Source organism: Lysinibacillus sp. NPDC086135 (assembly GCF_044746345.1).
In the GTDB taxonomy this organism is placed as follows: Bacteria; Bacillota; Bacilli; order Bacillales_A; family Planococcaceae; genus Lysinibacillus.
The window spans coordinates 72,555-94,868 of record NZ_JBIVCA010000008.1; the positions used below are offsets into that span (position 1 = coordinate 72,555).

Annotated in this window: 21 protein-coding genes; 8 read left to right on the forward strand and 13 right to left on the reverse strand. The window is 37.1% G+C overall.

The genetic code is table 11. The features are described from left to right. Positions 1–44: 44 nt before the first annotated feature. The 6 genes from ACIPKN_RS12100 to ACIPKN_RS12125 all read right to left on the reverse strand — a co-directional run bounded on the left by ACIPKN_RS12100 (position 45) and on the right by ACIPKN_RS12125 (position 5,971). Positions 45–917: a vWA domain-containing protein gene (locus ACIPKN_RS12100; RefSeq protein ID WP_400936313.1), complete on the reverse strand. Its 873-nt coding sequence runs from the start codon at positions 915–917 to the stop codon at positions 45–47. Positions 918–1,586: 669 nt separating this feature from the next. After that, entirely contained in the window at positions 1,587–2,246 is a 660-nt protein-coding gene (gene phoU / locus ACIPKN_RS12105; protein WP_142507266.1) for a phosphate signaling complex protein PhoU, read from the reverse strand. Positions 2,247–2,258: 12 nt separating this feature from the next. After that, the gene (pstB, locus tag ACIPKN_RS12110) at positions 2,259–3,092 is read right to left on the reverse strand and encodes a phosphate ABC transporter ATP-binding protein PstB (protein ID WP_142507267.1); all 834 of its coding nucleotides are present in this window, start codon (positions 3,090–3,092) and stop codon (positions 2,259–2,261) included. Between the two features lie 12 nt (positions 3,093–3,104). Next, on the reverse strand, positions 3,105–3,983 hold the full coding sequence (gene pstA / locus ACIPKN_RS12115) for a phosphate ABC transporter permease PstA (protein ID WP_142507268.1): 879 nt from the start codon (positions 3,981–3,983) through the stop codon (positions 3,105–3,107). Position 3,984: 1 nt separating this feature from the next. Next, complete coding sequence (pstC, locus tag ACIPKN_RS12120; protein WP_400936317.1) at positions 3,985–4,932, reverse strand: phosphate ABC transporter permease subunit PstC; 948 nt, start codon at positions 4,930–4,932, stop codon at positions 3,985–3,987. A 64-nt stretch (positions 4,933–4,996) separates the two neighbouring features. Next, a complete protein-coding gene (locus ACIPKN_RS12125) occupies positions 4,997–5,971 on the reverse strand; it encodes a PstS family phosphate ABC transporter substrate-binding protein (RefSeq protein WP_400936502.1) in 975 nt (324 codons plus the stop codon). A gap of 351 nt (positions 5,972–6,322) precedes the next feature. Here ACIPKN_RS12125 and ACIPKN_RS12130 point away from each other — a divergent pair, with 351 nt between their 5' ends. Beyond that, positions 6,323–6,520, forward strand: coding sequence for a hypothetical protein (locus tag ACIPKN_RS12130; protein WP_248716499.1), 198 nt, complete (start codon positions 6,323–6,325; stop codon positions 6,518–6,520). A gap of 135 nt (positions 6,521–6,655) precedes the next feature. On the opposite strand, the gene ACIPKN_RS12135 is transcribed toward ACIPKN_RS12130, so the two are convergent. The 5 genes from ACIPKN_RS12135 to ACIPKN_RS12155 form a co-directional block, all read right to left on the reverse strand. Beyond that, on the reverse strand, positions 6,656–8,860 hold the full coding sequence (locus ACIPKN_RS12135; protein ID WP_400936319.1) for a peptidoglycan D,D-transpeptidase FtsI family protein: 2,205 nt from the start codon (positions 8,858–8,860) through the stop codon (positions 6,656–6,658). A gap of 465 nt (positions 8,861–9,325) precedes the next feature. Next, the gene (locus ACIPKN_RS12140) at positions 9,326–11,527 is read right to left on the reverse strand and encodes a peptidoglycan D,D-transpeptidase FtsI family protein (RefSeq protein ID WP_400936321.1); all 2,202 of its coding nucleotides are present in this window, start codon (positions 11,525–11,527) and stop codon (positions 9,326–9,328) included. Positions 11,528–11,875: 348 nt separating this feature from the next. Then, on the reverse strand, positions 11,876–12,481 hold the full coding sequence (locus ACIPKN_RS12145; protein ID WP_400936323.1) for a superoxide dismutase: 606 nt from the start codon (positions 12,479–12,481) through the stop codon (positions 11,876–11,878). Positions 12,482–12,761: 280 nt separating this feature from the next. Beyond that, positions 12,762–13,241: a DUF456 domain-containing protein gene (locus tag ACIPKN_RS12150; protein ID WP_400936325.1), complete on the reverse strand. Its 480-nt coding sequence runs from the start codon at positions 13,239–13,241 to the stop codon at positions 12,762–12,764. Positions 13,242–13,400: 159 nt separating this feature from the next. Beyond that, the gene (locus ACIPKN_RS12155) at positions 13,401–15,032 is read right to left on the reverse strand and encodes a Na/Pi cotransporter family protein (protein ID WP_142509801.1); all 1,632 of its coding nucleotides are present in this window, start codon (positions 15,030–15,032) and stop codon (positions 13,401–13,403) included. Between the two features lie 195 nt (positions 15,033–15,227). Between ACIPKN_RS12155 and ACIPKN_RS12160 the strand changes: the two genes are divergently transcribed. The 4 genes from ACIPKN_RS12160 (at position 15,228) to ACIPKN_RS12175 (ending at position 17,939) form a co-directional block, all read left to right on the forward strand. Then, positions 15,228–15,746: a DUF1189 family protein gene (locus ACIPKN_RS12160; protein WP_142509802.1), complete on the forward strand. Its 519-nt coding sequence runs from the start codon at positions 15,228–15,230 to the stop codon at positions 15,744–15,746. A gap of 52 nt (positions 15,747–15,798) precedes the next feature. Further along, complete coding sequence (locus tag ACIPKN_RS12165; protein ID WP_400936328.1) at positions 15,799–16,143, forward strand: hypothetical protein; 345 nt, start codon at positions 15,799–15,801, stop codon at positions 16,141–16,143. A gap of 95 nt (positions 16,144–16,238) precedes the next feature. After that, on the forward strand, positions 16,239–17,354 hold the full coding sequence (ispG, locus tag ACIPKN_RS12170) for a flavodoxin-dependent (E)-4-hydroxy-3-methylbut-2-enyl-diphosphate synthase (protein WP_142509804.1): 1,116 nt from the start codon (positions 16,239–16,241) through the stop codon (positions 17,352–17,354). A gap of 12 nt (positions 17,355–17,366) precedes the next feature. Beyond that, complete coding sequence (locus ACIPKN_RS12175; protein ID WP_142509805.1) at positions 17,367–17,939, forward strand: 5' nucleotidase, NT5C type; 573 nt, start codon at positions 17,367–17,369, stop codon at positions 17,937–17,939. Positions 17,940–17,983: 44 nt separating this feature from the next. Here the strand turns inward: ACIPKN_RS12175 and ACIPKN_RS12180 are convergent, their stop codons facing one another. Continuing rightward, complete coding sequence (locus ACIPKN_RS12180) at positions 17,984–18,112, reverse strand: hypothetical protein (protein ID WP_256469430.1); 129 nt, start codon at positions 18,110–18,112, stop codon at positions 17,984–17,986. Positions 18,113–18,309: 197 nt separating this feature from the next. Here ACIPKN_RS12180 and ACIPKN_RS12185 point away from each other — a divergent pair, with 197 nt between their 5' ends. Then, on the forward strand, positions 18,310–18,795 hold the full coding sequence (locus ACIPKN_RS12185; RefSeq protein ID WP_400936504.1) for a hypothetical protein: 486 nt from the start codon (positions 18,310–18,312) through the stop codon (positions 18,793–18,795). 201 nt (positions 18,796–18,996) lie between these two features. On the opposite strand, the gene ACIPKN_RS12190 is transcribed toward ACIPKN_RS12185, so the two are convergent. Continuing rightward, a complete protein-coding gene (locus tag ACIPKN_RS12190; protein ID WP_400936331.1) occupies positions 18,997–19,608 on the reverse strand; it encodes a YdcF family protein in 612 nt (203 codons plus the stop codon). A gap of 837 nt (positions 19,609–20,445) precedes the next feature. On the opposite strand from ACIPKN_RS12190, the gene ACIPKN_RS12195 reads away from it, so the two are divergent. Then, a complete protein-coding gene (locus tag ACIPKN_RS12195; protein ID WP_400936506.1) occupies positions 20,446–20,829 on the forward strand; it encodes a MerR family transcriptional regulator in 384 nt (127 codons plus the stop codon). 32 nt (positions 20,830–20,861) lie between these two features. Then, positions 20,862–22,199 carry a hemolysin family protein gene (locus ACIPKN_RS12200; protein ID WP_400936333.1) on the forward strand — a complete coding sequence of 446 codons (1,338 nt, stop codon included), beginning with the start codon at positions 20,862–20,864 and terminating at the stop codon, positions 22,197–22,199. The last annotated feature ends 115 nt before the right edge of the window (positions 22,200–22,314 follow it).

The window sequence follows — 22,314 nt, forward strand, 5'->3', positions numbered from 1 at the left end:
TTCACAGAAAAGGAGCCGATCAACAATGACGATCAGCTCCGTTTTTATTGAATTGCATCATCCGCAAAAAAAGCCTTATTAGCAAACCAAAATTGCTGCTCATTAAAATTATGTTCATGCATAACGATGACCGAAAATTCAGCATGGTACTTACGCTTCATTTCCTCAAGTACAGCCTTTGCTTGCTTCCCAACAAGATGCTGCCCATCAATAGGAGTACCTTCTGTAAAAATAATAATATCTGCTTCTGTACAATGTTGATTTTCTTGGAGCAAGCCCTTTACAAAATGGAGCACAGGCAGTACCTCCGCTTCTCCCTTTGCTCTATAATCAATAAAATCCTTAAAATCGGATAAATTTAAATGCCCGTCTTCAAATCGAAAATGTACATGAACTTGACAGTCATATGGAACGATATATAAATCTCGACGTTCACGATGCGCGCTCATAAATAACGGTAAAATTATGCTTTTACAAAGCTCAGAATATGCCGCCATACCAGTTGTTTGCTCAAGGCAGATAATAATTGGACCTGTTTCTTTTTTATATTCATCAAACGGAACATATAGAATATTTCCTTTTTTTATTGTTTGACGATGAAGCTTTCGACGCCTAGCTATCTGCCACTTTCGCTCATAATACAAGCGCTGCTCTTTTCCATTGGCCAATCGTTCGGCTTGCTCAACAGCTGGTATATTTTCACAAATTTCATGCATGATATCTGCCAATCCAAGTGCAAATGCTGCCATATTTCGCAATGTTTCACTCTTGTAAAAAAAATCTATAAAAAAATGTTGTTCGATGTTACTTAATTCCTCAAGATGTAAGTTTTCATATAGAAAACGAAAAAAGTCACATTGTTCTGACGTGAATTCCAGATCAAATTTCTCTAAGAGTGATTCTACAGCGTCTTTCACAAGCAGCACCTCCTCAGCACAATTTTTCGGATAATGTCTATAGTATAACCAAAATAATTTTTTGACAATACAATAACGCTTGCAATATTTTGACGCTATTTTTAATAAAATGTTGCTGTTACTTAGTATTATTACAATACGGCTTTTCAGCAAGGCGAGGGGTTGATTTACGTTCCGACTAAGCGCTTTCCTGGGGCGCTTCACTCGCTACGCTCGTTCCAGGGTCTTTTTATGTGCGAAAATGAAGCATCAAAAGACATGTGCAAAAGTGGAGTGTTAACAAAGGGTTCGACACTGACTCACAGGAGAATTAGTAGCACGGAATCACCCTATGCCATATTTACAAATCCTTAAGCGTTTGTTTTTCAACACTATGAAAAAACGAGCCTATAATTGGCTCTTATCAGACTGCAAAACAAACGTTACTCCTAACGTTACTCCTAATGAATAAAGTTTTATATTTACTCATACTGTCGATTGGAACTGTTGATTTTTCACGGAGAGTGGCATGAGCTTGAGCTGAAAGCCCCGCAGGAACGAAGTGACGAGGAGATTGAGGCCAAGCCAGCGGAAAGCGCCAACTCGGAGTGAAAATCAACCTTTGTTTATTGATACACTTTATTCTTATGTCGACAAACTAAAAAGAGCCTATAATTGGCTCTTCTGTTACTAATTATTTAATTCATAATGTTTACCTTTGACTAAATAAAATAAGTGTTCTGCAATATTTGTTGCATGATCAGCTGAGCGCTCTAAATATCGGCAAACAAAGGTTAAATGTGTGATTTGAGAAATATGTGCTGGATTTTCAGCTCCGGCGCGTAGCAATAGCGTGATTGTTGCTCCATATAAATCATCGACGTAATCATCTAGTTCAGCAATTTCCTTGGCATGAACAGTATCTTCTTCTGTAAAAGCTTTAATAATACTTTCTAGCATTTCTACAGTCTTATTACACATCGTTTGCAAATTTGTTGTAGGAAAGATAAGCGGCTCTTTGCCAATACGAATCGTCTCTTTTGCAATATTCACTGCATAGTCCCCTACTCTCTCCATATCAGATGCTGCTTTGATTAGCACCATGAGACGACGTAAATCAGTAGCTACAGGCTGCTGCTTAGCAATCATTAAAATAACACGGTCATTGATTTCTTCTTCAAGACGATTGATGATTAAATCGTCCTCAAGAATCTTCAAAGATGTCTCTAAATCTTGCTTTAATAATGCTTCAAATGCTATTTTAAGAGCGTTGATGCTACTATTGGCTATCTCGATAAATTGTTCTTGGACTTCTTTTAATTCCTGTTCGAAACGTTCACGTACTACCATCTAATCTCCTCCTTAACCGAAACGACCTGAAATATAATCTTCAGTACGTTGATCTGCTGGTGTTTGGAAGATAACGTCTGTTTTATCGTACTCAACGACCTCTCCATTTAGGAAAAATGCTGTTCGATCAGAAATTCGTGCCGCTTGTTGCATATTATGTGTCACGATAATAATTGAATAATCTTTTTTCAGCTCTTGTACAAGTTCCTCAACTTTTAATGTAGAAATCGGATCAAGTGCAGATGTTGGCTCATCCATTAAAATAACATCTGGTTCAATCGCTAAACAACGCGCCATACAAATTCGTTGTTGCTGACCACCTGATAAACCATAGGCATTTTGATTTAAACGATCTTTTACTTCATCCCATATTGCCGCACCGCGTAATGATTTTTCAACGATTTCATCAAGAATTTTTTTGTTTTTTATGCCATGGATACGTGGGCCATATGCAATATTATCGTAAATTGACTTCGGGAATGGGTTTGGCTTTTGGAATACCATACCTACACGAGTGCGTAATTCCTCAACAGTATAGCTTTTATCTAAAATATTGCGCTCACGATATACTATTTCACCTGATGTTCGAACACTCGGTACAAGCTCTACCATTCTATTTAGAGTTTTTAAATAAGTAGATTTACCACAGCCTGAAGGGCCAATTATAGCTGTTACTTCATTCTCGTAGATGCTTAAATTGATGTCTTTTAAACCATGATGATCACCGTACCATAAATTTAAATTCCGTGTATCATATACTACTTTTTTAGCAACATCAGTCGATGGCTTAATCGCCGTATGAATCGATTTTACAATTGAATTTTCCTCTTTTATTTCCAGTACCATAAGGTCACCTCATTAATAACGTTTTTGGAATTTATTTCGAATAAAGATGGCAATAGAGTTCATCAGTAAAAGCACTGTCATAAGAACTAAAATACCCGCTGCCGCTACATATTGAAATGCCTCTTGCGGACGTTTTGCCCAATCGTAAATTTGCATTGGTAAAGCTGTGAATTGGCTTAACAAACCATTAGGTAAAAACTGTAAAATAACAGGGATTCCAATAACAACAAGCGGTGCTGTTTCACCAATCGCACGAGACATTGCTAATATACTTCCTGTTAAAATTCCAGGAATAGCTGCTGGTAGCACAACATGCAATATCGTTTGCCATTTTGTCGCGCCCATACCGTAAGAAGCTTCGCGCTGTTCATTCGGTACTGCACGAATAGCCTCCTGCGCCGCAACAATAATCACTGGTAAAATTAATAAACTCATTGTTAAACCGGCTGCTAACACACTTTTCCCTAGTCCCAACATTCGAACAAAAATCGTTAACCCAAGTAAACCAAAAACAATGGACGGTACACCTGCTAAGTTGGAAATATTCATACGAATAAAGTCGTTTAGTCTATTTTTCTTTGCATATTCCTCTAAATAGATCGCAGTTCCTACACCTATAATAATCGACACTGGCGCAACAACTGCCATCAGCCAAAGTGAACCAATTAAAGCTGCCTTAATGCCCGCTTTGTCTGCAAAACGCGAAGCAAAATTTGTTAAAAAATCAATTGATAAATAGTCGACACCTTGTGTTACTATACGATAAAGCAAAATAGCTAGTGTCACTAATGCAAAGGTCGTTGCTAAGAAGAAGAAGAACTTCCAAACTTTATTGAATGTAATACGCTTTGTCATTCGTTTCATGACGACCGTGTCATCAATATAGCGCATGCTAGTAAACCTCCCTAAAACGTTTCGAAATATATTGAGCAAGTAAATTCATCACTAAAGTAAAGATAAATAATGTGAATCCTACTGAATAAATCGAATAATAAATTGTCGTACCATAGCCAGCATCACCTGTTGCAACTTGTACTATATACGCAGTCATCGTTTGAATCGAGTCTGTCACATCTAAATCGAATTTAGGTGTAGATCCACCCGCAAGTGATACGATCATCGTTTCACCAATTGCCCGGGAAATAGCGAGGACAACTGAAGCAATAATGCCTGATAATGCAGCTGGTAATACTACTTTTATAGCTACTTCAAACTTTGTTGCTCCAAGAGCTAGCGCTCCTTCACGCATACTGTTCGGGACAGATGACATCGCATCCTCAGAAAGTGACGTTATCATTGGTAGAATCATAATGCCTACAACAATCCCCGGACTAAGTGCATTAAAAAGTTTCAGCCCTGGAATGATTTGCTGTAACATCGGCGTTACAAATGTTAATGCAAAAAAGCCATAAACAATCGTTGGTACACCTGCTAACACCTCTAAAATAGGCTTAACCGTACGTCTTACTTTTTCGCTTGCATATTCACTTAAATAGATTGCAGAAGCAATGCCAAATGGTACTGCTACAACAACTGCAATAAGTGTGACTTTCAATGTTCCAGCTATTAAAGGTAAAACCCCAAATAATGGTTCCTTCCCTGAAAACGGTAGCCACTGTGTACCAAATAGGAAATCCGTAATCGAAACACGTTTAAAGAATTCAAACGTTTCAAAAATAAGGGTGAAAACAATGCCAAATGTCGTCAATATAGAGATAAGTGCCGCAGAAAATAATAGGGCTGGCATTGCTTTTTCCACTATTTTCTTTGTTTTTTTATTGCGCGAATTTGCAATTAATTGCTGCACAGATGATGTCTTGTTTTCTTTTTGAGAAACCATTGGGTGCTCCTTTCAAATAAGAGAGGGAAAGAGCATACATCTCTTTCCCTCTATGCATGTCTACTTATTTTAAGCCTTCTAAAGTTTTTAAAGCCTCACTATATTTATCTTCTGGTAGACTGACATAACCTACTGCTTCTGCCATATCTCCTGCGTGTTCAAGTGTATATCTGATAAAGTCATATGCCGCTTCGCTTTCTTTCATAGCACTATTTTTCACATATACAAATAGTGGTCGTGAAAGCGGTGCGTATTCACCAGATTCAATTGTTTTATTTGTTGGCTCGACGCCATTTACTTTTATAAGCCCTAATTTATCTTTATTTTCTAGGTAATAAGCGTAGCCAAAGAAGCCGATTGCGTTTTTGTCACCCGCTACACCTTGAACTAGCATGTTATCATCCTCTGATAATGTTGCTGATTTTGCTAGATCAGCACCGTCTAAAATCGTTTCATCAAAGTAATCGTACGTTCCTGAATCAGTGCCTGGTGAATAGTACACGATCTTTTCATCTGGCCAAGATGGATCTATATCAGACCATTTTTTAGCTTTACCATCTTCCACCCAGATTTTCTTTAATTGCTCAACAGTTAAATCCTTCGCCCAATCATTTTCAGGATTCACGACAATTGATATGCCATCATATGCTAAAGGAAGCTCTGTAAAAGCAATTCCTGCTTTCTCTAGTTTTGCTTTCTCTTCATCCTTTACATGACGAGATGCATTTGAAAAGTCTGTCTCACCTGCGATGAATTTTTCAAAGCCACCACCAGTACCAGAAACACCTACCGATACTTTGACATTCGGTTGAGTCCCTGCATATTCTTCAACAACTGCTTCAATAATTGGTGCGACTGTTGATGAACCATCCCCAGCTACAGCCCCTTGCAGTTTTTTGTCTGCAGCGTCTTGTCCTGAGCTCGCTGGTGCGTTTGTTTCTGCATTGTTACCATTTTGTGCAGAGTCATTACCACACGCCCCAAGCATTAATGCTGACCCCATTACCGCTGTCATCGTTAAGTACTTCCACTTTTTCATCTCATTTGCCTCCGTCACTAACATTTTTATAGTTATTTGTCTTACAATCTTTACTATAATGACTAAATGTTGAAGTCGTATAAACAGTTCGTAAAAGAGACGTAAAGGAATGTAATGCTTTGTAAATGATTGTAAATATGCATTTACAATTGTAGCTGTTGCCAAGTTAACAATGCGTCCAGATTTTGAATTGTGCCTAGGCCATTTCGATAATGCCCCACGCCATGGCGTTTTTACCGATGCAGGTCAGATAGCCGTTTTCCTTTAATCATCAGATAAACTTGCTTCCTTTTGGAAAGATGCTATAATAAGCAATTGTGTCAGGAAATAATCTAAGAGGAGTTTGACTTTGTGATTAAACATACAAAAGTACAAAATACCGATTACTTTAAAACGTATTTAACACTTATTATGGAACATCGTGAATATACTCTACAGGAAGCTGTTGATTTTATGGTAGAGACTTATTTCTGTAATAATATAGAGCTTTATGGATTAAAGCCGAAACAACAATTTGAATTAGCTATTCAACAATTATCTGTACAATAAGCCTTTTATATAAAAATAAATAAAACACGGTATGAAAATGGTGGTCTTTCATACCGTGTTTTTTTCGCGGGTAGTCAATAATACTCTAAAACTGTAAAAAAACCGCTAGGCATGTAAATGCACTAGCGGTTTCTCTTATTTTTGCTCATCTTCACCAATCTTGTCTTTTGAAATAGCCGGTAAAATTGGTTGTTTTACATTACTATCAGTCACTTTTTCAGTGTTATATTTTGCTTTTAACTCAAAATATTTATCGACAGCACGACGAGCTATCTCATTATTATTTGATAAATGCTGAGTCGTGTAGGTCGTTGCCCATGGAATAACAACTGCGTAGGCAATTTCAGGATTATCAAACGGTGCAAAGCCAACATGTGTTAAGTTAATCGTACTTGTACCATAATAATCACGTAATGGTCCATAATAAACTACCTCTGCTGTCCCCGTTTTCCCCGCTGCTGTATACGGTGCATTTGCAAATTGTCTTTTTGCTGTACCATTTGCGCCCGTATAAACACGTCGTAGCCCTTGTTTTACATAGTTAATTTCATCTGATGAATTCTCAATATGATTTAAAATTGTTGGTCCTATTTCTGTTACTAATTGGCCTAGCGATTGCCCATCTTTTGATGGCTCATGTACCTCTTTCACAACATGTGGCTGAATGCGATAGCCACCATTTGCGATTGTCGAGATATATTGCGCCAATTGTAACGGTGTATACGTATCATACTGCCCAATCGCTAAGTCGAGTGCTTTACCCCCATAGGTTGGACCAGTCGGACCTTGTACCCCATTAAATTCATTTGGTAAATCAATCCCTGTATTTACACCTAACCCGAATTGTGCATAAGAATTACGCATTTTAGGGAATGTATCGTCTTTTAATCGAAGTGGCATCCCATAGCTATATGGTGTTCCATTAATAAGCAAAGCTGTTTTAAACATATAAACGTTAGAAGATTGCTCCAATGCTCTTAAACCATCCATTGTAATATAGCCACTACGGTTAAAAATAGAAGATTTCTTTTTAGTATTCAGTAATTGAATCGGTTCATCCCCAAATATAGTACTTGGCTGAATGACTCCCAATTTATACCCAGTTAGTAATGTTGCTGCTTTAACTGCTGATCCAGACTCATAAGCTGTTGTGAAGGTTCCATAAGAAAAATCGACGACTTCATTTTTCCCTGTTTCAGGATTTTTTTCGATTTTCTTACCAACCATTGATAAAATATCACCTGTATTTGGGTCCATCATTACTAAAAAGGCACGATCAAGTAAACGGGAACCCCCCTGTGATTTTAATTTTAGCAACTCTTCCTCAACAATTTTTTCAGTTGCAGCCGTTAACTCGCTATCTAGTGTTAAGACTAAATCTTTACCAGGCTCGCCTTCATAAGTTGTAATGGTATCGACTACCTGCCCTTTTTTATTCGTAATATTTTTAACAACTGATTTTTGCCCTTGCAGTAAATCTTCATATTGCGCTTCAATATAACTTTCACCAACGCGGTCATTTCGTGAATAATCACGAGCTAAATAATAATTCAGCTTTTCTTTTGGAATCCCTTTTGCTGGTACTGTTGTGCGTCCTAAAATAGCGAGTGAAGATAATTTCAAACGCTTCCAGTCAGTTGTTGTGTTAACGCCCGGTAATTGAGTCAAACGCTCAGAGACACGCGCAAATTCATCGGCAGATACATTTTCACTCTTAATAATTTGCGGTGATAAATTGTATCCTGATGCCATCTCTCGATAGATTGCTAGTACTTCTAAGTCCTTATCTGTCAATTGTAATAATTCTTCGTTTGTAATTCGTTCACGAACAAGTTTATCTATTTGTGCATTGATTTGACTTTCCGTTACATTTTCCTGTGCCCTAATTTTCTTTTTTTCTTTATCTGTTACTTTTGCATAGGCAGCGTCATGATTTTTTATCATCCAAAAATCTTGTTTGTCACGTAATGTAACACGTTTCGTTGGCTGCTCAATCAATTGTGCCAGCTTTTCGGCTATGTCTACCATGTCCTTTGTTTTTGTCGTCGACATTTTTGTATACGTAATAGCGTTTTCTGGTTGGTTATCCACTAAAATACGCCCGTATCGATCATACATTCGTCCCCTTGGCACACTTGTATTGACAGCTACCTCCTCTTTACGCTCTAAATCGCGTACATAATCTTCCCCTTTTACAATTTGCATATAGCCAAGTCTAAAAATTAACATTGAAAATACGAGAAATATAGCAAAGAAAAGGACATTCATACGAAATGTTAAATTAGAGTGATGTTTTGCTTTAACACTCGTCGCGCGATTTTTTCCCGGTGCTTTGCGCATATGTATTCCCCTCCTCATCTAATTACAATTTAAATACACGATATTTAGTATACCATTCGAAGGTACGACAGGAAAGCATGCACTTGAGAATTAATGATTGAAAACATCATTTATTTGACGGCACTTTAAATTGAAAAGTTTCTAATTCCATTATCAATTATTTAAAATATAGTAAAAACATAAACGATACATGTAAGAACGATAATCTTAACTATGTATCTTTAGGTATTAGGTATCTGTATACAGAAGTTTTCATAACCATTTTTCAGTTTCCATTCTAAATAAATATTAGCTTTTGTTAACATTGTATGTAACAAAAATATCCCCTTTTACCAATCGACAGTTTTGTTAAACTGACACACGTTTACTAAACTTTTATTATCCATTTGGAACCCCTCGCATAGCAAGGGGTTTTCAAAAGATACAAAAAAACCGCTAGGCATGTAAATGCACTAGCGATTTCTCTTATTTTTGCTCATCTTCACCAATTTTGTCTTTTGAAATAGCTGGTAAAATTGGTTGTTTTACATTACTATCAGTCACTTTTTCAGCTTTATATTTTGCTTTTAACTCAAAATATTTGTCTAAAGCATCGCGAGCGATAATGTTATTATTCGGCAAATGCTCACGCCCTGTTGTCGCCCAAGGAATGACGACAGCATAGGCAATTTCAGGATTTTCATAAGGCGCAAAACCAACATGTGTAAAAGTAAGTGTCTCCGTGCCATAATACTCTTTTAACGGTCCGAAATACACTACCTCAGCTGTTCCTGTTTTCCCTGCCGCAGTATATGGAGTATTTGCAAATTGAGCTCGCGCAGTACCTTGCGAACCTGTATAAACTAGGCGTAACCCTTTTTTCACATAATCAATTTCTTCTACAGGATTATCGATACGATTTAAAATTGTTGGTCCTATTTCAGTCACTAATTGACCTAACTGTTGCCCATCATTTGATGGCTCACGTACCTCTTTCACAATATGTGGCTGAATACGATAACCGCCATTTGCGATTGTCGAGATATATTGTACCAATTGTAAAGGTGTATACGTATCATACTGTCCAATTGCCAAGTCGAGTGTTTTACCACCCATCGTTGGACCAGATGGCCCCTGTACACCACTAAATTCATTCGGCAAGTCAATACCTGTTTTTACACCTAAGCCAAATTGCGCAAAATTATTACGCATTTTCGGGAATGTATCATCCTTTAAGCGAAGTGGCATCTTATAGCTATACGGTGTTCCATTCATAAGCATAGCAATTTTAAACATATAAACATTTGACGAACGTTCTAGAGCTGTTAAGTCATTCATCGAAATATATCCACTTCGGTTAAAAATTGACGCTTTTGGATTTGTCCCAGCTAATACGATAGGTTCATCTCCCTGATAAGTACCCATTGAAATAACCCCATGATTATAACCGGTAAGAACAGTTGCTGCCTTAACTGCAGAGCCAGACTCATAAGCTGTTGTAAAGGTTCCATACGAATAATCAACGACTTCATTTTTCCCTGTTTCAGGATTTTTCTCAATCTTCATACCAACATTTGCTAAAATATCGCCTGTATTTGGGTCCATCATGACTAAAAAGGCACGATCAAGTAAATATGAACCCCCTCTTGATTTTAAGTTTAGTAATTCGCGTTTGACAATTTTTTCCGTTTCTAATTGTAACTCACTATCAAGTGTAAGTTTTAAATCTTTACCAGGCTCGCCTTCATAAGTCGTAACGGTATCGACTACCTGCCCTTTTCTATTCGTAATATTTTTAACGACTGATTTTTGTCCTTGCAGTAAATCTTCATACTGCGCTTCAATATAACTTTCACCAACACGGTCATTTCGTGAATAATCACGAGCTAAATAATAATTCAGCTTTTCTTTCGGAATTCCTTTTGCTGGTACTGTTGTACGTCCTAAAATAGCAAGTGATGATAATTTCAAACGCTTCCAGTCCGTTGTTGTGTTAACGCCTGGTAGTTCAGTTAAACGCTCAGAGACAAGTGCAAATTCATCGGCAGACACATTTTCACTCTTAATAATTTGCGGTGATAAATTGTAGCCTGATACCATCTCTCGGTAGATTGCTAATACTTCCATGTCCTTGTCTGTCAATTGCAATAATTCTTCGTTTGTGATTCGTTCACGAACAAGTTTATCTATTTGTGCATTGATTTGACTTTCCGTTACATTTTCTTGTGCCCTAATTTTCTTTTTTTCTTTATCTGTTACTTTTGCATAGGCAGCTTTTTTATTTTTTATAATCCAAAAATCTTGTTTGTCACGTAATGTAACACGTTTCGTTGGCTGCTCAATCAATTGTGCCAGCTTTTCGGCTATGTCTAGCATATCCTTTGTTTTTGTCGTCGACATTTTTGTATACGTAATAGCGTTTTCTGGTTGGTTATCCACTAAAATACGCCCGTATCGATCATACATTCGTCCCCTTGGCACACTTGTATTGACAGCTACCTCCTCTTTACGCTCTAAATCGCGTACATAATCTTCCCCTTTTACAATTTGCATATAGCCAAGTCTAAAAATTAGCATTGAAAATACGAGAAATATAGCAAAGAAAAGGACATTCATACGAAATGTTAAATTAGAGTGATGTTTTGCTTTAACACTCGTCGCGCGATTTTTTCCCGGTGCTTTGCGCATATGTATTCCCCTCCTCATCTAATTACAATTTAAATACACGATATTTAGTATACCATTCGAAGGTAACAGGAAAGCATGCACTTGAGAATTAATGATTGAAAACATCATTTATTTGACGGCACTTTAAGATAAAAAGTTTCTGTTTTTTAACAATTGCTAGAAAAATAGTTTTTTATTGTGGGGTGAGCCACAATTTGAAGCACTCCAAACGTACCGGCAATCGTTCCCTCCCCTTCAGCCCAACTGGCGTGTTGGGGCATTCACCTCCATCTTATATTAAAAAAGCAGCAAAAAAGGCTATGCCTCGGTGATTTATCACCTTTGACATAGCCTTTTAATAAAAATTAATTATTTTGCAGCTTGGAATTTAGCTTCCACTACATCCCAGTTTACTACGTTCCAGAATGCACCGATGTAATCTGGACGACGGTTTTGGTAGTTTAAGTAGTAAGCATGCTCCCAAACGTCTAAGCCTAGGACTGGAGTTTTACCTTCCATAACTGGAGAGTCTTGGTTTGGAGTAGATGTAACAGCAACTGAGTCACCATCAACGATTAACCAAGCCCAGCCTGAACCGAAGCGAGTAGTAGCAGCTTTTGCAAATTCTTCTTTGAATGCATCCAAAGAACCGAATTTAGCATCGATTGCTTTTGCAACTTCGCCAACTGGAGTTTTTGAACCGCCTGGAGCGATTACTTCCCAGAATAATGAGTGGTTAGCATGTCCGCCACCGTTGTTACGTACAGCAGTTTGTTTGTCAGCTGGAAGAGCATCAATGTTTGCGATAAGATCGTTAATGTCTTTTTCAGCAAATTCAGTGCCTTCTACTGCTGCGTTTAAGTTTGTTACATAAGTATTGTGGTGTTTAGAATGGTGAATTTCCATTGTTTTTGCATCGATATGTGGTTCTAATGCGTCATAAGCGTAAGTTAATTGTGGTAATTCGTAAGCCATTGTTAAGTTCCTCCCTAAAATAAAGAAATAATTAATACATTCTTAGATTATCAAAATTGGTCAAACCATTCAACGAAAAATACTTCAAATTGAAGATTTCAGCCTTTTGACTGAAAAGCCAATACGATTACTATACTACCCTGTTGTTTTAGCAATTATGCCTCGACATAATTACGGCCGGAATTGGAAAGGAGTGACATCCGCATCAGGCTTTTAAATTCTTTCAACGGATGTTTTGACACCCGCTGAAAGAATTTAAATAGCTAACTATCGGAGGAAATTATATCGCTATAAAGAACACGACAATCATAACGATTTGAATGACTGCTTTTGCAAGTGTTGATGTTAAGAAGCCAACAAGAGAGCCAACACCGCTTTTCACAGCTTCTCCGAATGTACGACGCTCCACGACTAATTCTGCAATCACAGCTCCTAAAAATGGACCGATTAGTATACCTACAACCGGAATGACGAACGGACCAATTAATAAACCAATGGTACTCCCCCACATACCAGCATTTGAACCACCAAATTTTTTAATACCAAAGGCATTGGCTACAGAATCAGCAACAAATAAAATGACAACAAATATAATTTCAGTCGCCCAGAACAACCAGCTTAGCTCCGCAAATGAAAAAAATAAACCGTATACTAAAAAACCACCGATTAAAAAAATCACACCTGGAATGATCGGGTATACCAATCCAACAAATGAAATGATAAAGCAGGCAATCACTAAGATCCAGCCAACAACTTCCATGAAAATTCTCTCCTTTTATCGTGCATTGCCTACTTTACGGATTTACAAAGCTATTGGTTTCAGTTATTTTCGTTTGTATCGTAAGTGCAACGTCAGCTACAAATCTTTCCTGTAGCGAAAGCAAAGCGTCAGCTACAATGACGCCAAGGCACAATTGATTTAATGTCTAATTCCTAAAATAGAGTCAGCTATATTTACAGCATGGTCTCCTATACGTTCTAAATTGCTAATGATATCCGTATAGACGATTCCCGCCGCTCCATTACATTCGTACGTATTTAAGCGCGCAATATGCTTTTGTCTTAGTTTATCTTCCATATCATCTATCAAGCTTTCGAGCTCCGTAACTTCCTGCGCCAAACTCAAACTGGCTGTATCCAGAGCCGCTATGCTCTTTCGTACAGCTTCAATCGCCAAGCTAAACATGCCTATTAAATCTTGTCGTGCTGATTTACTTAAATTTACCTCATGATGATCTTTATATTGTAAAAGCTCTAAAATATTTTCAAAATGATCGCCAATACGTTCGATGTCTCGTACATTTGTTAGCAGTGTATGGTGTCTTACTGAGTCTGCTCGAGAAAGTGGTTGCTTAGACACCATCACTAAATAATTCGTGATTTCCTTGTCTAAATGATTGAGCGCTACTTCTAATTGTAAAACTGTAGGAATATGAGCAGTTTCACCCGTTTTCATATATAAAAACGTTTCTTCTAAACCATGCAGTGCATGCTCTCCCATACGTAACACTTCCTCCTTCGCTTGCCCGAGTGCAATCGCCGGAGAGGAATCAATGAATGATGGATCTAAATGCTTCGTTGTCACATCAATATTTCCATCATGCCCAGGAACTAGCTTCGTGACAAGTACAGCCAACCCTCCGATAAATGGCAGCTGAATCATCATATTAATTATGTTAAATGAGCCATGCGCAAGCGCTATTTGCATTTTCGCATCTAAATGGAATAGCCCACTAATCCACTGAACGAAATGTATAAACGGTGTAAAGAATACCATGAAAATGATCGTTCCTATAATATTAAATAGTACATGTGCCGCCGCTGCACGCTTAGCATATATAGAAGCACCCAGTGAAGCTAATACTGCTGTAATGGTCGTGCCTATATTCTCACCGAATAAAATAGGTAAAGCACTATCTAAGCCAATCAAATGCTCAGCATATAAGCCCTGTAACACACCGACAGTTGCTGTTGAGCTTTGGACAAGCAATGTAAAAACTGCCCCTAGAAAAATCCCTACAATGGGCAGATTCTTGAGATGAAGGGTTAATGATGCTAGGTCCGCTAATTGATGGAGTGATTGCATGCTTGCACTCATTAACTCTAATCCTAAAAATAATCCCCCGAAGCCAAACAATATTTGCCCGATATACTGATACGTCGCTTTCTTAAAGAAAAATAACAACCCTGCACCTAGCGCCAATAACGGATAAAAATATATGCCGATATTTATACCAATAATAAATGCGGTTATGGTCGTTCCAATATTTGCCCCCATAATGACACCGATTGCTTGACGTAATGTTAAAAAACCTGCACTCACTAGCCCAACCGTAATCACCGTCGTTGCAGAGCTCGACTGGATACAAATCGTCACAATTATGCCCACTAACACACCCATTAAAGGATTTGTTGTAAAACGATTCAACCATTCACGCAGTCGATCATCTGCTGATTTTTGAAGCCCATCCCCCATGAATTTAATGGAAAATAAAAAGACTCCTAATCCGCCTAAAAATTGAAACAGTATGCTTTGCCAATCTATTGTCAATTGTATTCGCTCCAATTCCTACATCTCTACTTCCCTATTCCTAATCTTTAAATGATAGTTTAGAAAAAGTAAAGAAAACCTTTAACTTCTTTACACAATATTAACATTTCATCATCGTATTCTCAGTTATTATTACTTATTTCATATCTTGTCAAAGTTGAACATGGTAGAATAGCGATTGGAGGAGATTTGCTTATGAAACACTCACAACTATTTATCGATAGCTTAATTCATCCAAAAAAACTTGCTGCCTATCGTTTATTACCTATCGGAAAAGTCATTCAATATACTTTTCTTCTAATTACTGTTGTTACAGTTTTCTCTTTTGGTCGTTTTACGGCCGGAATGTCTGTTGATACATTTGATATGAATAGTTTAAATGGTATTACTGAATACATAGAAGGTGTTAAATGGGTATTGTATCCCGTGACATTCATTATGCTTTTTGTTTTTACAACGATGCTTATTTTTGCACAAATTGCTCTCTATGCCCTAGCAGGTCTACTGATTTTAAAAGTCATGAAACGTCGCGGTGAATACCGTCACATTTGGCGTACTACGACATTTGCCATGACTTGGGCAATTCTAATAAGTATGCTAGCAGATTATTTACCGATTAACAGTACAATTATCTCTGTTTTTTCTTTATTTTTAACTGTAACTCTACTAATCGTAGCCATCACAAAATATCCAAAACAACCAAACATAAAATAATGTGCATGAATTCCCTCTCTTCTAAATATAGTGTAGAAAAGGAGGGGATTTTTTGCGTGCTTTTGTGTTAACAGCTATCATTATTATTTTTGCTTTTGTTGTGAAAGTAGATTTAACAGAAGGTTCATTACACCTTGCTACCATTTATCCGAAAGATAGTGAAAAAGCCCTTTGTGAGAAGCAGCGAGAGCCAAATTATATTACTGTACAGACTATTCAAGGCGATTCCATTCACAGTTTATTTGCACTTCATCCCACCAAAGTACCAATGACCTTCCCTGAACGCTTACAACTATTTTATGAATTAAATCCACACTTACAATTACAGGCTCTTATTCCTGGTGAAAATATTAAGCTTCCTCTGTCATTTGAATTTGAAAACAAATGCGGAAAATGAAAAGTTAACGTTTCTTCCTTGTCCTTATTTTCTTACACTGCTAAAATAAATGTCAGTGACGGTCGAAAGTATGGCCCGAAAAGGAGAGAAAGTTAATGAGTGAAATTTGTCACCGTACAAATACACGTCCCGTACGTGTCGGTAATTTAACAATAGGTGGTAGTAATGAATTATTCATTCAAAGTATGTGTACAACAAAAACACATGATGTCGAAGCAACAGTAGCAGAAATTCTTCGTCTTGAGGAAGCAGGCTGTCAAATCGTTCGCGTCGCAGTACCAGATGAACGTGCAGCTGATGCGATAGCAGATATTAAAAAACGTATCAATATTCCATTAGTAGCTGATATTCACTTTGACTATAAATTAGCATTAAAAGCAATAGAAAATGGTATCGATAAAGTTCGTATTAACCCAGGTAATATTGGGCGTAAGGAAAAAGTAGAAGCTGTTGTTAATGCAGCTAAGGCTAAAGGTATTCCAATCCGTATCGGGGTAAACGCTGGTTCATTAGAGCGTCATATTTTAGAAAAATATGGTTACCCTACTGCGGACGGTATGGTAGAATCTGCCCTTCACCATATTAAAATTTTGGAAGACTTGGACTTCCACGATATTATCGTATCAATGAAGGCATCAGACGTAAATCTAGCGATTGAGGCCTATGAGAAAGCGGCTAAAGCCTTTGACTATCCTCTGCATTTAGGAATTACTGAATCAGGTACATTATTTGCGGGTACAGTAAAATCAGCGGCTGGCCTTGGCGCAATCCTATCAAAAGGTATTGGTAATACGTTACGTATTTCACTATCTGCAGACCCTGTCGAAGAAGTTAAAGTAGCACGCGAGCTATTAAAATCATTCGGTCTTGCTTCAAATATGGCAACACTTATTTCTTGCCCAACTTGTGGTCGTATCGAAATTGATTTAATTTCAATTGCCAATGAAGTAGAAGAATATATTTCTAAACTTAATGTACCATTAAAAGTTGCTGTTCTTGGTTGTGCGGTAAACGGTCCTGGTGAAGCACGTGAAGCCGATATCGGTATTGCTGGTGCTCGTGGTGAAGGTTTACTATTTATGAAGGGCAAAACTGTTCGTAAAGTGCCTGAAGAAACAATGGTAGAAGAGTTGAAAAAAGAAATCGATAAATTAGCAGCTGAAATGGTAGAAAAACGCGCTGCTGAAGAAGCAGAAAAAGCGAACGCCTAAGGAGGTGCTAGTATGAAAAAGCCTCGCTTTGGTATTGATATCGATGGAACAGTAACATGTCCTAGTACTCTCATTCCACATATCAATAAACAATACAATCTAAATATTACACTCGACGATGTGTGCGAATATGATTTTTTATCAGCATTTCCTCACCCTGTTGATCGTGTAGCATTTAATACATGGTTTAAAGAAAATGAACCATTTATGTATGAAGTTTCGGAAGCAGCTAAAGATGCGAAAGATATTTTAAATACGTGGAAAGAAAACTACGAACTTTATTACATCTCTGCTCGTGGTGAGAATGTATCAGATGTTACGGTAAATTGGTTTAAATCACGATCTATTCCGTATGATCATATCGAGCTCATCGGTAGTCACGATAAAATTTCCGTAGCAAAAAAACATGGTGTTGATGCATTTTTTGAAGATAAGCATGATAATGCGGTTATGCTTGCAGAGGAATTAAAAATACCGGTTGTATTATTTGACACTCCGTATAATCGTCTTGCTGTTCCAGACAATGTCGTACGTGTTTATAACTGGCAAGAAGCCAACCATTTTATCACAAATTATTTTAAATAAACAAATGGAGTCGTGTTCATGTATTGAACACGACTCTTCTTCTTTTATACATCCAGTATCCCTCGTAACCAACGCTCCACAAAATTTTCAAAGGTAATGCCATAATTTTCATAAACAGCATGGTAAACAAAATAAGTTCCTAATCGCTCAAGTAATTCATCATTAATCTTCATCACAAACCGCTCCCTTCCCTTAGTTTTTTACTGAATTTTCAGATACTTGAACTTCCAATTTCTCGAATATTCTAACGGACTTCGCATAGTTGCAAAACCGTCACAATCTGCCGCCTCCATGCCCTTTCTTCATGGTTTTCTTTTCGTTAATATAGTAGTATCAACTTACAAAACTGGAGGGACTACTTGTGAGATGGATGACAAAGGTAGCTTGTATAACATGTCTTTGCGCGTTGCTCACTGGCTGTGGTAATCGATTATCAGAAATTAAAGACGCGGTTTCAGGCATAAATTCAGCAGCAGAAACTGCAGCCAGTGCAGTTAGTCGTGATGTACATGCTGTACGAGCAATTGCCATTAACTATAAAGATACATCTTTTACGGTTAATGACCTATTTAAAACTATTTTACGTGACGTACGCTGGGATTATGACGCCGAAAAAAGTGAGCTTCATGTGAGAGGCACTTGGAAAGCACCACTATTTTCTGAGCAACCGTGGGATGATACGAAGAAAAAACAACTAGCAGAAACAGGTGTAGTAAAGGTTATATGCACTATTAACAACAATAAAATTGATAGCGCTCTCACAAATGTAACACTTATTTTTAATGACGAAACGATTCTAGAAATGTCTGGCGAAGATGCTCTTCATCACCTATATGATACATATTTACAAAATTAAGCTCCGTAGCTTTTAAACAAGGCTGTTTCCTCAAAGATTGTTTTTAAAAAAGGCAGATTTAATCTACAAAACGTCTAGATTAAATTCTGTCTTTTTGTTCTAATATATCGCGAATCGAAAATTTAACTAAAGCTCCCCGTTTGTTTAATTGTTAGTGTTATTGTCTAGTTGCAGCTTTTTCTAGACTGTTATTCTGTGATGCTAGGTGAGGATATGTATTTTTTCTAAATAATACTTCACGATAGCTAAATATTCTCTGGAGTAGTACTTAATACGAAATTCTGATGGTGTTGCAGCTGGTAAGCCGGTAACGTTAAGTCCTAAATCTTCAGCAATGGATTCGGCTCGATATAGATGGAATCGGTTTGTAACAACTACAACTGTGGAATCTTTGTCTATGTAATCCATTGAATACTGAAAATTTTCAAGAGTGCGAGTAGAATTGGATTCGGTGATGATTCGTTGTTCATCAATACCTAATTGCATTAATGATTCTTTGATTACAGAAGCTTCAGACACAATTTCGTCCTGCCCCTGACCACCAGAAGCGATTGCAATTGTATGTTCGTTTTCTTTTAAGTATGCAGCTGCAGTCGTAATGCGCTCGAACAGCAGACTAGACGGTTGATCCCCCGATAATCGTGTACCTAAAATAATGAGGTAATCTGCATTTTCTATCGCAGTATTTTTGCCTTGAGACACGATAAGTAAGTGTAGGCAAAGAAAAAAAACAAGGACTACCGCGAGCAATATAGTGATGAGCTTGAATACTTTCTTCATAATAACCTCCATATTCACTGTAACGATTGACATTATTTAAATTATCGGTAGCAAATTTTAATATATGAGCTTGTTTTTTTATTCTTTGCTAAAAGATCGTTGCTATTACTACATATCTTTTCTTAAATAGTCTGTGGAATAAATATTAAACGACTGTTAATAAGCACATAATAAAAAATTGTATTGTTGATGTCCAAAATATAAATATAACATCTGCGCCTAAAATAATCTCGCCCGGTGGCAGTTCTTTAGATGGCGAAGGAAATAAAAATATATAAGGTACAATGACAAAAGAAGAATAAGAGGGTGCAAAAGAATCGAATCATTTAAAAACACTTGAGCAAAGAATAACAATGTATGCGATAGATACTATTGCATACATTGTTATTCTTTTCATACTCTACGATTAAATTCATACAACACATTATCCTCCCCTTTTAATCTTAATAATCCAATCTATAGTAAGACGAACGGAATGGTGTGATGTTCCAATTTTTCTTCACCTAACCTGCAAGTGAAAAAAATAATCTTTGAGAAAACAATCTTAAACAAATAAAGAATTACGGCTGGGTGCTTGCAAGGGGGAAGTCCGACGAACCCCAAGGAGTCGCACAGCCTCACTCCAACCACTTTTAGTTTATAGCGAAAACGAAACTTCAGAATTTTTTGTGCGAAAGAGCAGCGGCAGTAGATGTACAAGCGCATCTCTGTTATAAGTCTATTCGGTGTTCTTCAGCAAATAAGCCCAAAAAAATCTTACAATTTTGAAATATCGGACTCTCCTAATTGAAACTTTCAAAACCAACAAGTTATAATCAAAGTATCACGTGATGGTTTGGAGGTGTTTCCATTGGGACAGAGAGATTAAAAATTGGCGAGCTTGCAGAAAAAACCGGCATTACAAAAAGAACAATCGATTATTATACAAACATCGGCTTATTAGAAGCAGAACGTTCTGCATCCAATTATCGCTACTATGCTTCTGCAATGATCGAAAGACTTCATTATATCGAGCAACGCAAACAGCAAGGTCTTTCACTCATTGATATCCAACATGAACTAAACATCACTCCGCATGAAGAAATTGATGTACAAATGCTACGTGTAAAAATGCAAGACCTAGAGCAGGATGTAACTTCTTTACTTGAACAAATAAACAAACAAGACAACAAAAATATTGAAAAAATAAAAAAAAATGTTTCTCCCGAAAGCATTGCACTCATGCAATCTTTACTTTTACTTATTCATAATTAGGAGGTGACGTTCTGTTCATACAGAACGACTATTTGGAGACCATACTCAACTTATCAATTTTTACAATTTTATTAGCTTTAACTGGCTTTTTCGTAGCAACGGAGTTTGCTATTGTAAAAGTACGTTCATCAAGGCTTGACCAATTAATTGCGGAGGGCAATAAAAGGGCCGTATCTGCAAAGTATGTTGTCAATCATTTAGACGAGTACTTATCTGCCTGTCAACTTGGTATTACTGTAACAGCGCTTGGTATCGGGATGGTCGGAGAAAAAACATTTGAATTTATGCTACACCCTCTATTTAACTTGATAGGCATTTCAGATAAGTATATGACGATTTTTACAATTGGTAGTGCTTTTGCCATCGCAACATTTTTACATGTTGTCGTCGGGGAGTTGGCACCAAAAACTGCTGCGATTCAAAAGGCTGAATTGATTACACTCCATTTTGCCAAACCTATTATGTTGTTTTATAAAGTGATGTATCCATTTATCTGGTTTTTGAACGGCTCAGCTCGAGTATTAATTGGCCTATTTGGTATGAAGCCTGCTTCAGAGCATGAGTTATCACATTCTGAGGAAGAATTACGATTACTGCTATCTGAAAGCTTTGAAAGTGGTGAAATCAATAAAACAGAGCTAAAGTTTGTGAATAATGTCTTTGAATTTGATGAACGTATTGCTCGTGAAATTATGGTTCCTCGAACAGAGATTGTTGGCATTGAAAAAAATGAATCTTTTACAAATATGATTCACTTTATCGCCGCTGAAAATTATACTCGTTATCCTGTTTATGATGGTGATCGTGATAATATTTTAGGCTTTATCAACGTTAAGGAATTGTTTACACACTGTTTGCTTGAGCAACTTACAGACGATTCATTAATTCTTGAAGATTTCATTAATCCTGTTATACGAGTAATTGAAACGATTCCTATTCAAGCATTACTTATGCGTATGCAAAAAGAGCGAATTCATATGGCTATTTTAATGGATGAATACGGCGGGACATCAGGGCTTGTAACAGTCGAGGATATTTTAGAAGAAATAGTAGGTGAGATTCGCGATGAGTTTGATGATGATGAAATTGCAGAAATCCGAAAAGTAAGTGACAATCACTATATTTTAAACGCAAAAATTCTCATTGAAGATGTTGAAAAACTATTAAATGTAACACTTGAAGCAGATGAAGTCGAAACATTGGGCGGTTGGTTTTTAACAGTAAATAATGGCATTAAAGCAACTAAAAATATTGAGTTGGCCCCTTATATATTTAGTATTTATGAGCAGCAAGGCCATCGTATTCATTACATCGAAGTTCGTCCCCTTCGCAATATTGTGCCTACTGTATTAGAGGCGTATTCTGACTGATATGGTTTTCTTAATAGTTTATAACAATTTTAACTCCATAGTATCATTCAAATGGGACTATTCTAGTTTTTCCAAATACTTTTTTCTTATTCCATTATTAGGCATATCCATATAT

Bases quoted from the DNA above. Each gene is read 5' to 3' on its own strand.
- phoU (WP_142507266.1), bottom strand. From the start codon at position 2,246: ATGGTAGTACGTGAACGTTTCGAACAGGAATTAAAAGAAGTCCAAGAA.
- pstB (WP_142507267.1), bottom strand. From the start codon at position 3,092: ATGGTACTGGAAATAAAAGAGGAAAATTCAATTGTAAAATCGATTCAT.
- pstA (WP_142507268.1), bottom strand. From the start codon at position 3,983: ATGCGCTATATTGATGACACGGTCGTCATGAAACGAATGACAAAGCGT.
- pstC (WP_400936317.1), bottom strand. From the start codon at position 4,932: ATGGTTTCTCAAAAAGAAAACAAGACATCATCTGTGCAGCAATTAATT.
- ACIPKN_RS12125 (WP_400936502.1), bottom strand. From the start codon at position 5,971: ATGAAAAAGTGGAAGTACTTAACGATGACAGCGGTAATGGGGTCAGCA.
- ACIPKN_RS12135 (WP_400936319.1), bottom strand. From the start codon at position 8,860: ATGCGCAAAGCACCGGGAAAAAATCGCGCGACGAGTGTTAAAGCAAAA.
- ACIPKN_RS12140 (WP_400936321.1), bottom strand. From the start codon at position 11,527: ATGCGCAAAGCACCGGGAAAAAATCGCGCGACGAGTGTTAAAGCAAAA.
- ACIPKN_RS12145 (WP_400936323.1), bottom strand. From the start codon at position 12,481: ATGGCTTACGAATTACCACAATTAACTTACGCTTATGACGCATTAGAA.
- ACIPKN_RS12150 (WP_400936325.1), bottom strand. From the start codon at position 13,241: ATGGAAGTTGTTGGCTGGATCTTAGTGATTGCCTGCTTTATCATTTCA.
- ACIPKN_RS12160 (WP_142509802.1), top strand. From the start codon at position 15,228: ATGAAACACTCACAACTATTTATCGATAGCTTAATTCATCCAAAAAAA.
- ispG (WP_142509804.1), top strand. From the start codon at position 16,239: ATGAGTGAAATTTGTCACCGTACAAATACACGTCCCGTACGTGTCGGT.
- ACIPKN_RS12175 (WP_142509805.1), top strand. From the start codon at position 17,367: ATGAAAAAGCCTCGCTTTGGTATTGATATCGATGGAACAGTAACATGT.
- ACIPKN_RS12180 (WP_256469430.1), bottom strand. From the start codon at position 18,112: ATGAAGATTAATGATGAATTACTTGAGCGATTAGGAACTTATTTTGTT.
- ACIPKN_RS12185 (WP_400936504.1), top strand. From the start codon at position 18,310: ATGACAAAGGTAGCTTGTATAACATGTCTTTGCGCGTTGCTCACTGGC.
- ACIPKN_RS12190 (WP_400936331.1), bottom strand. From the start codon at position 19,608: ATGTCAATCGTTACAGTGAATATGGAGGTTATTATGAAGAAAGTATTC.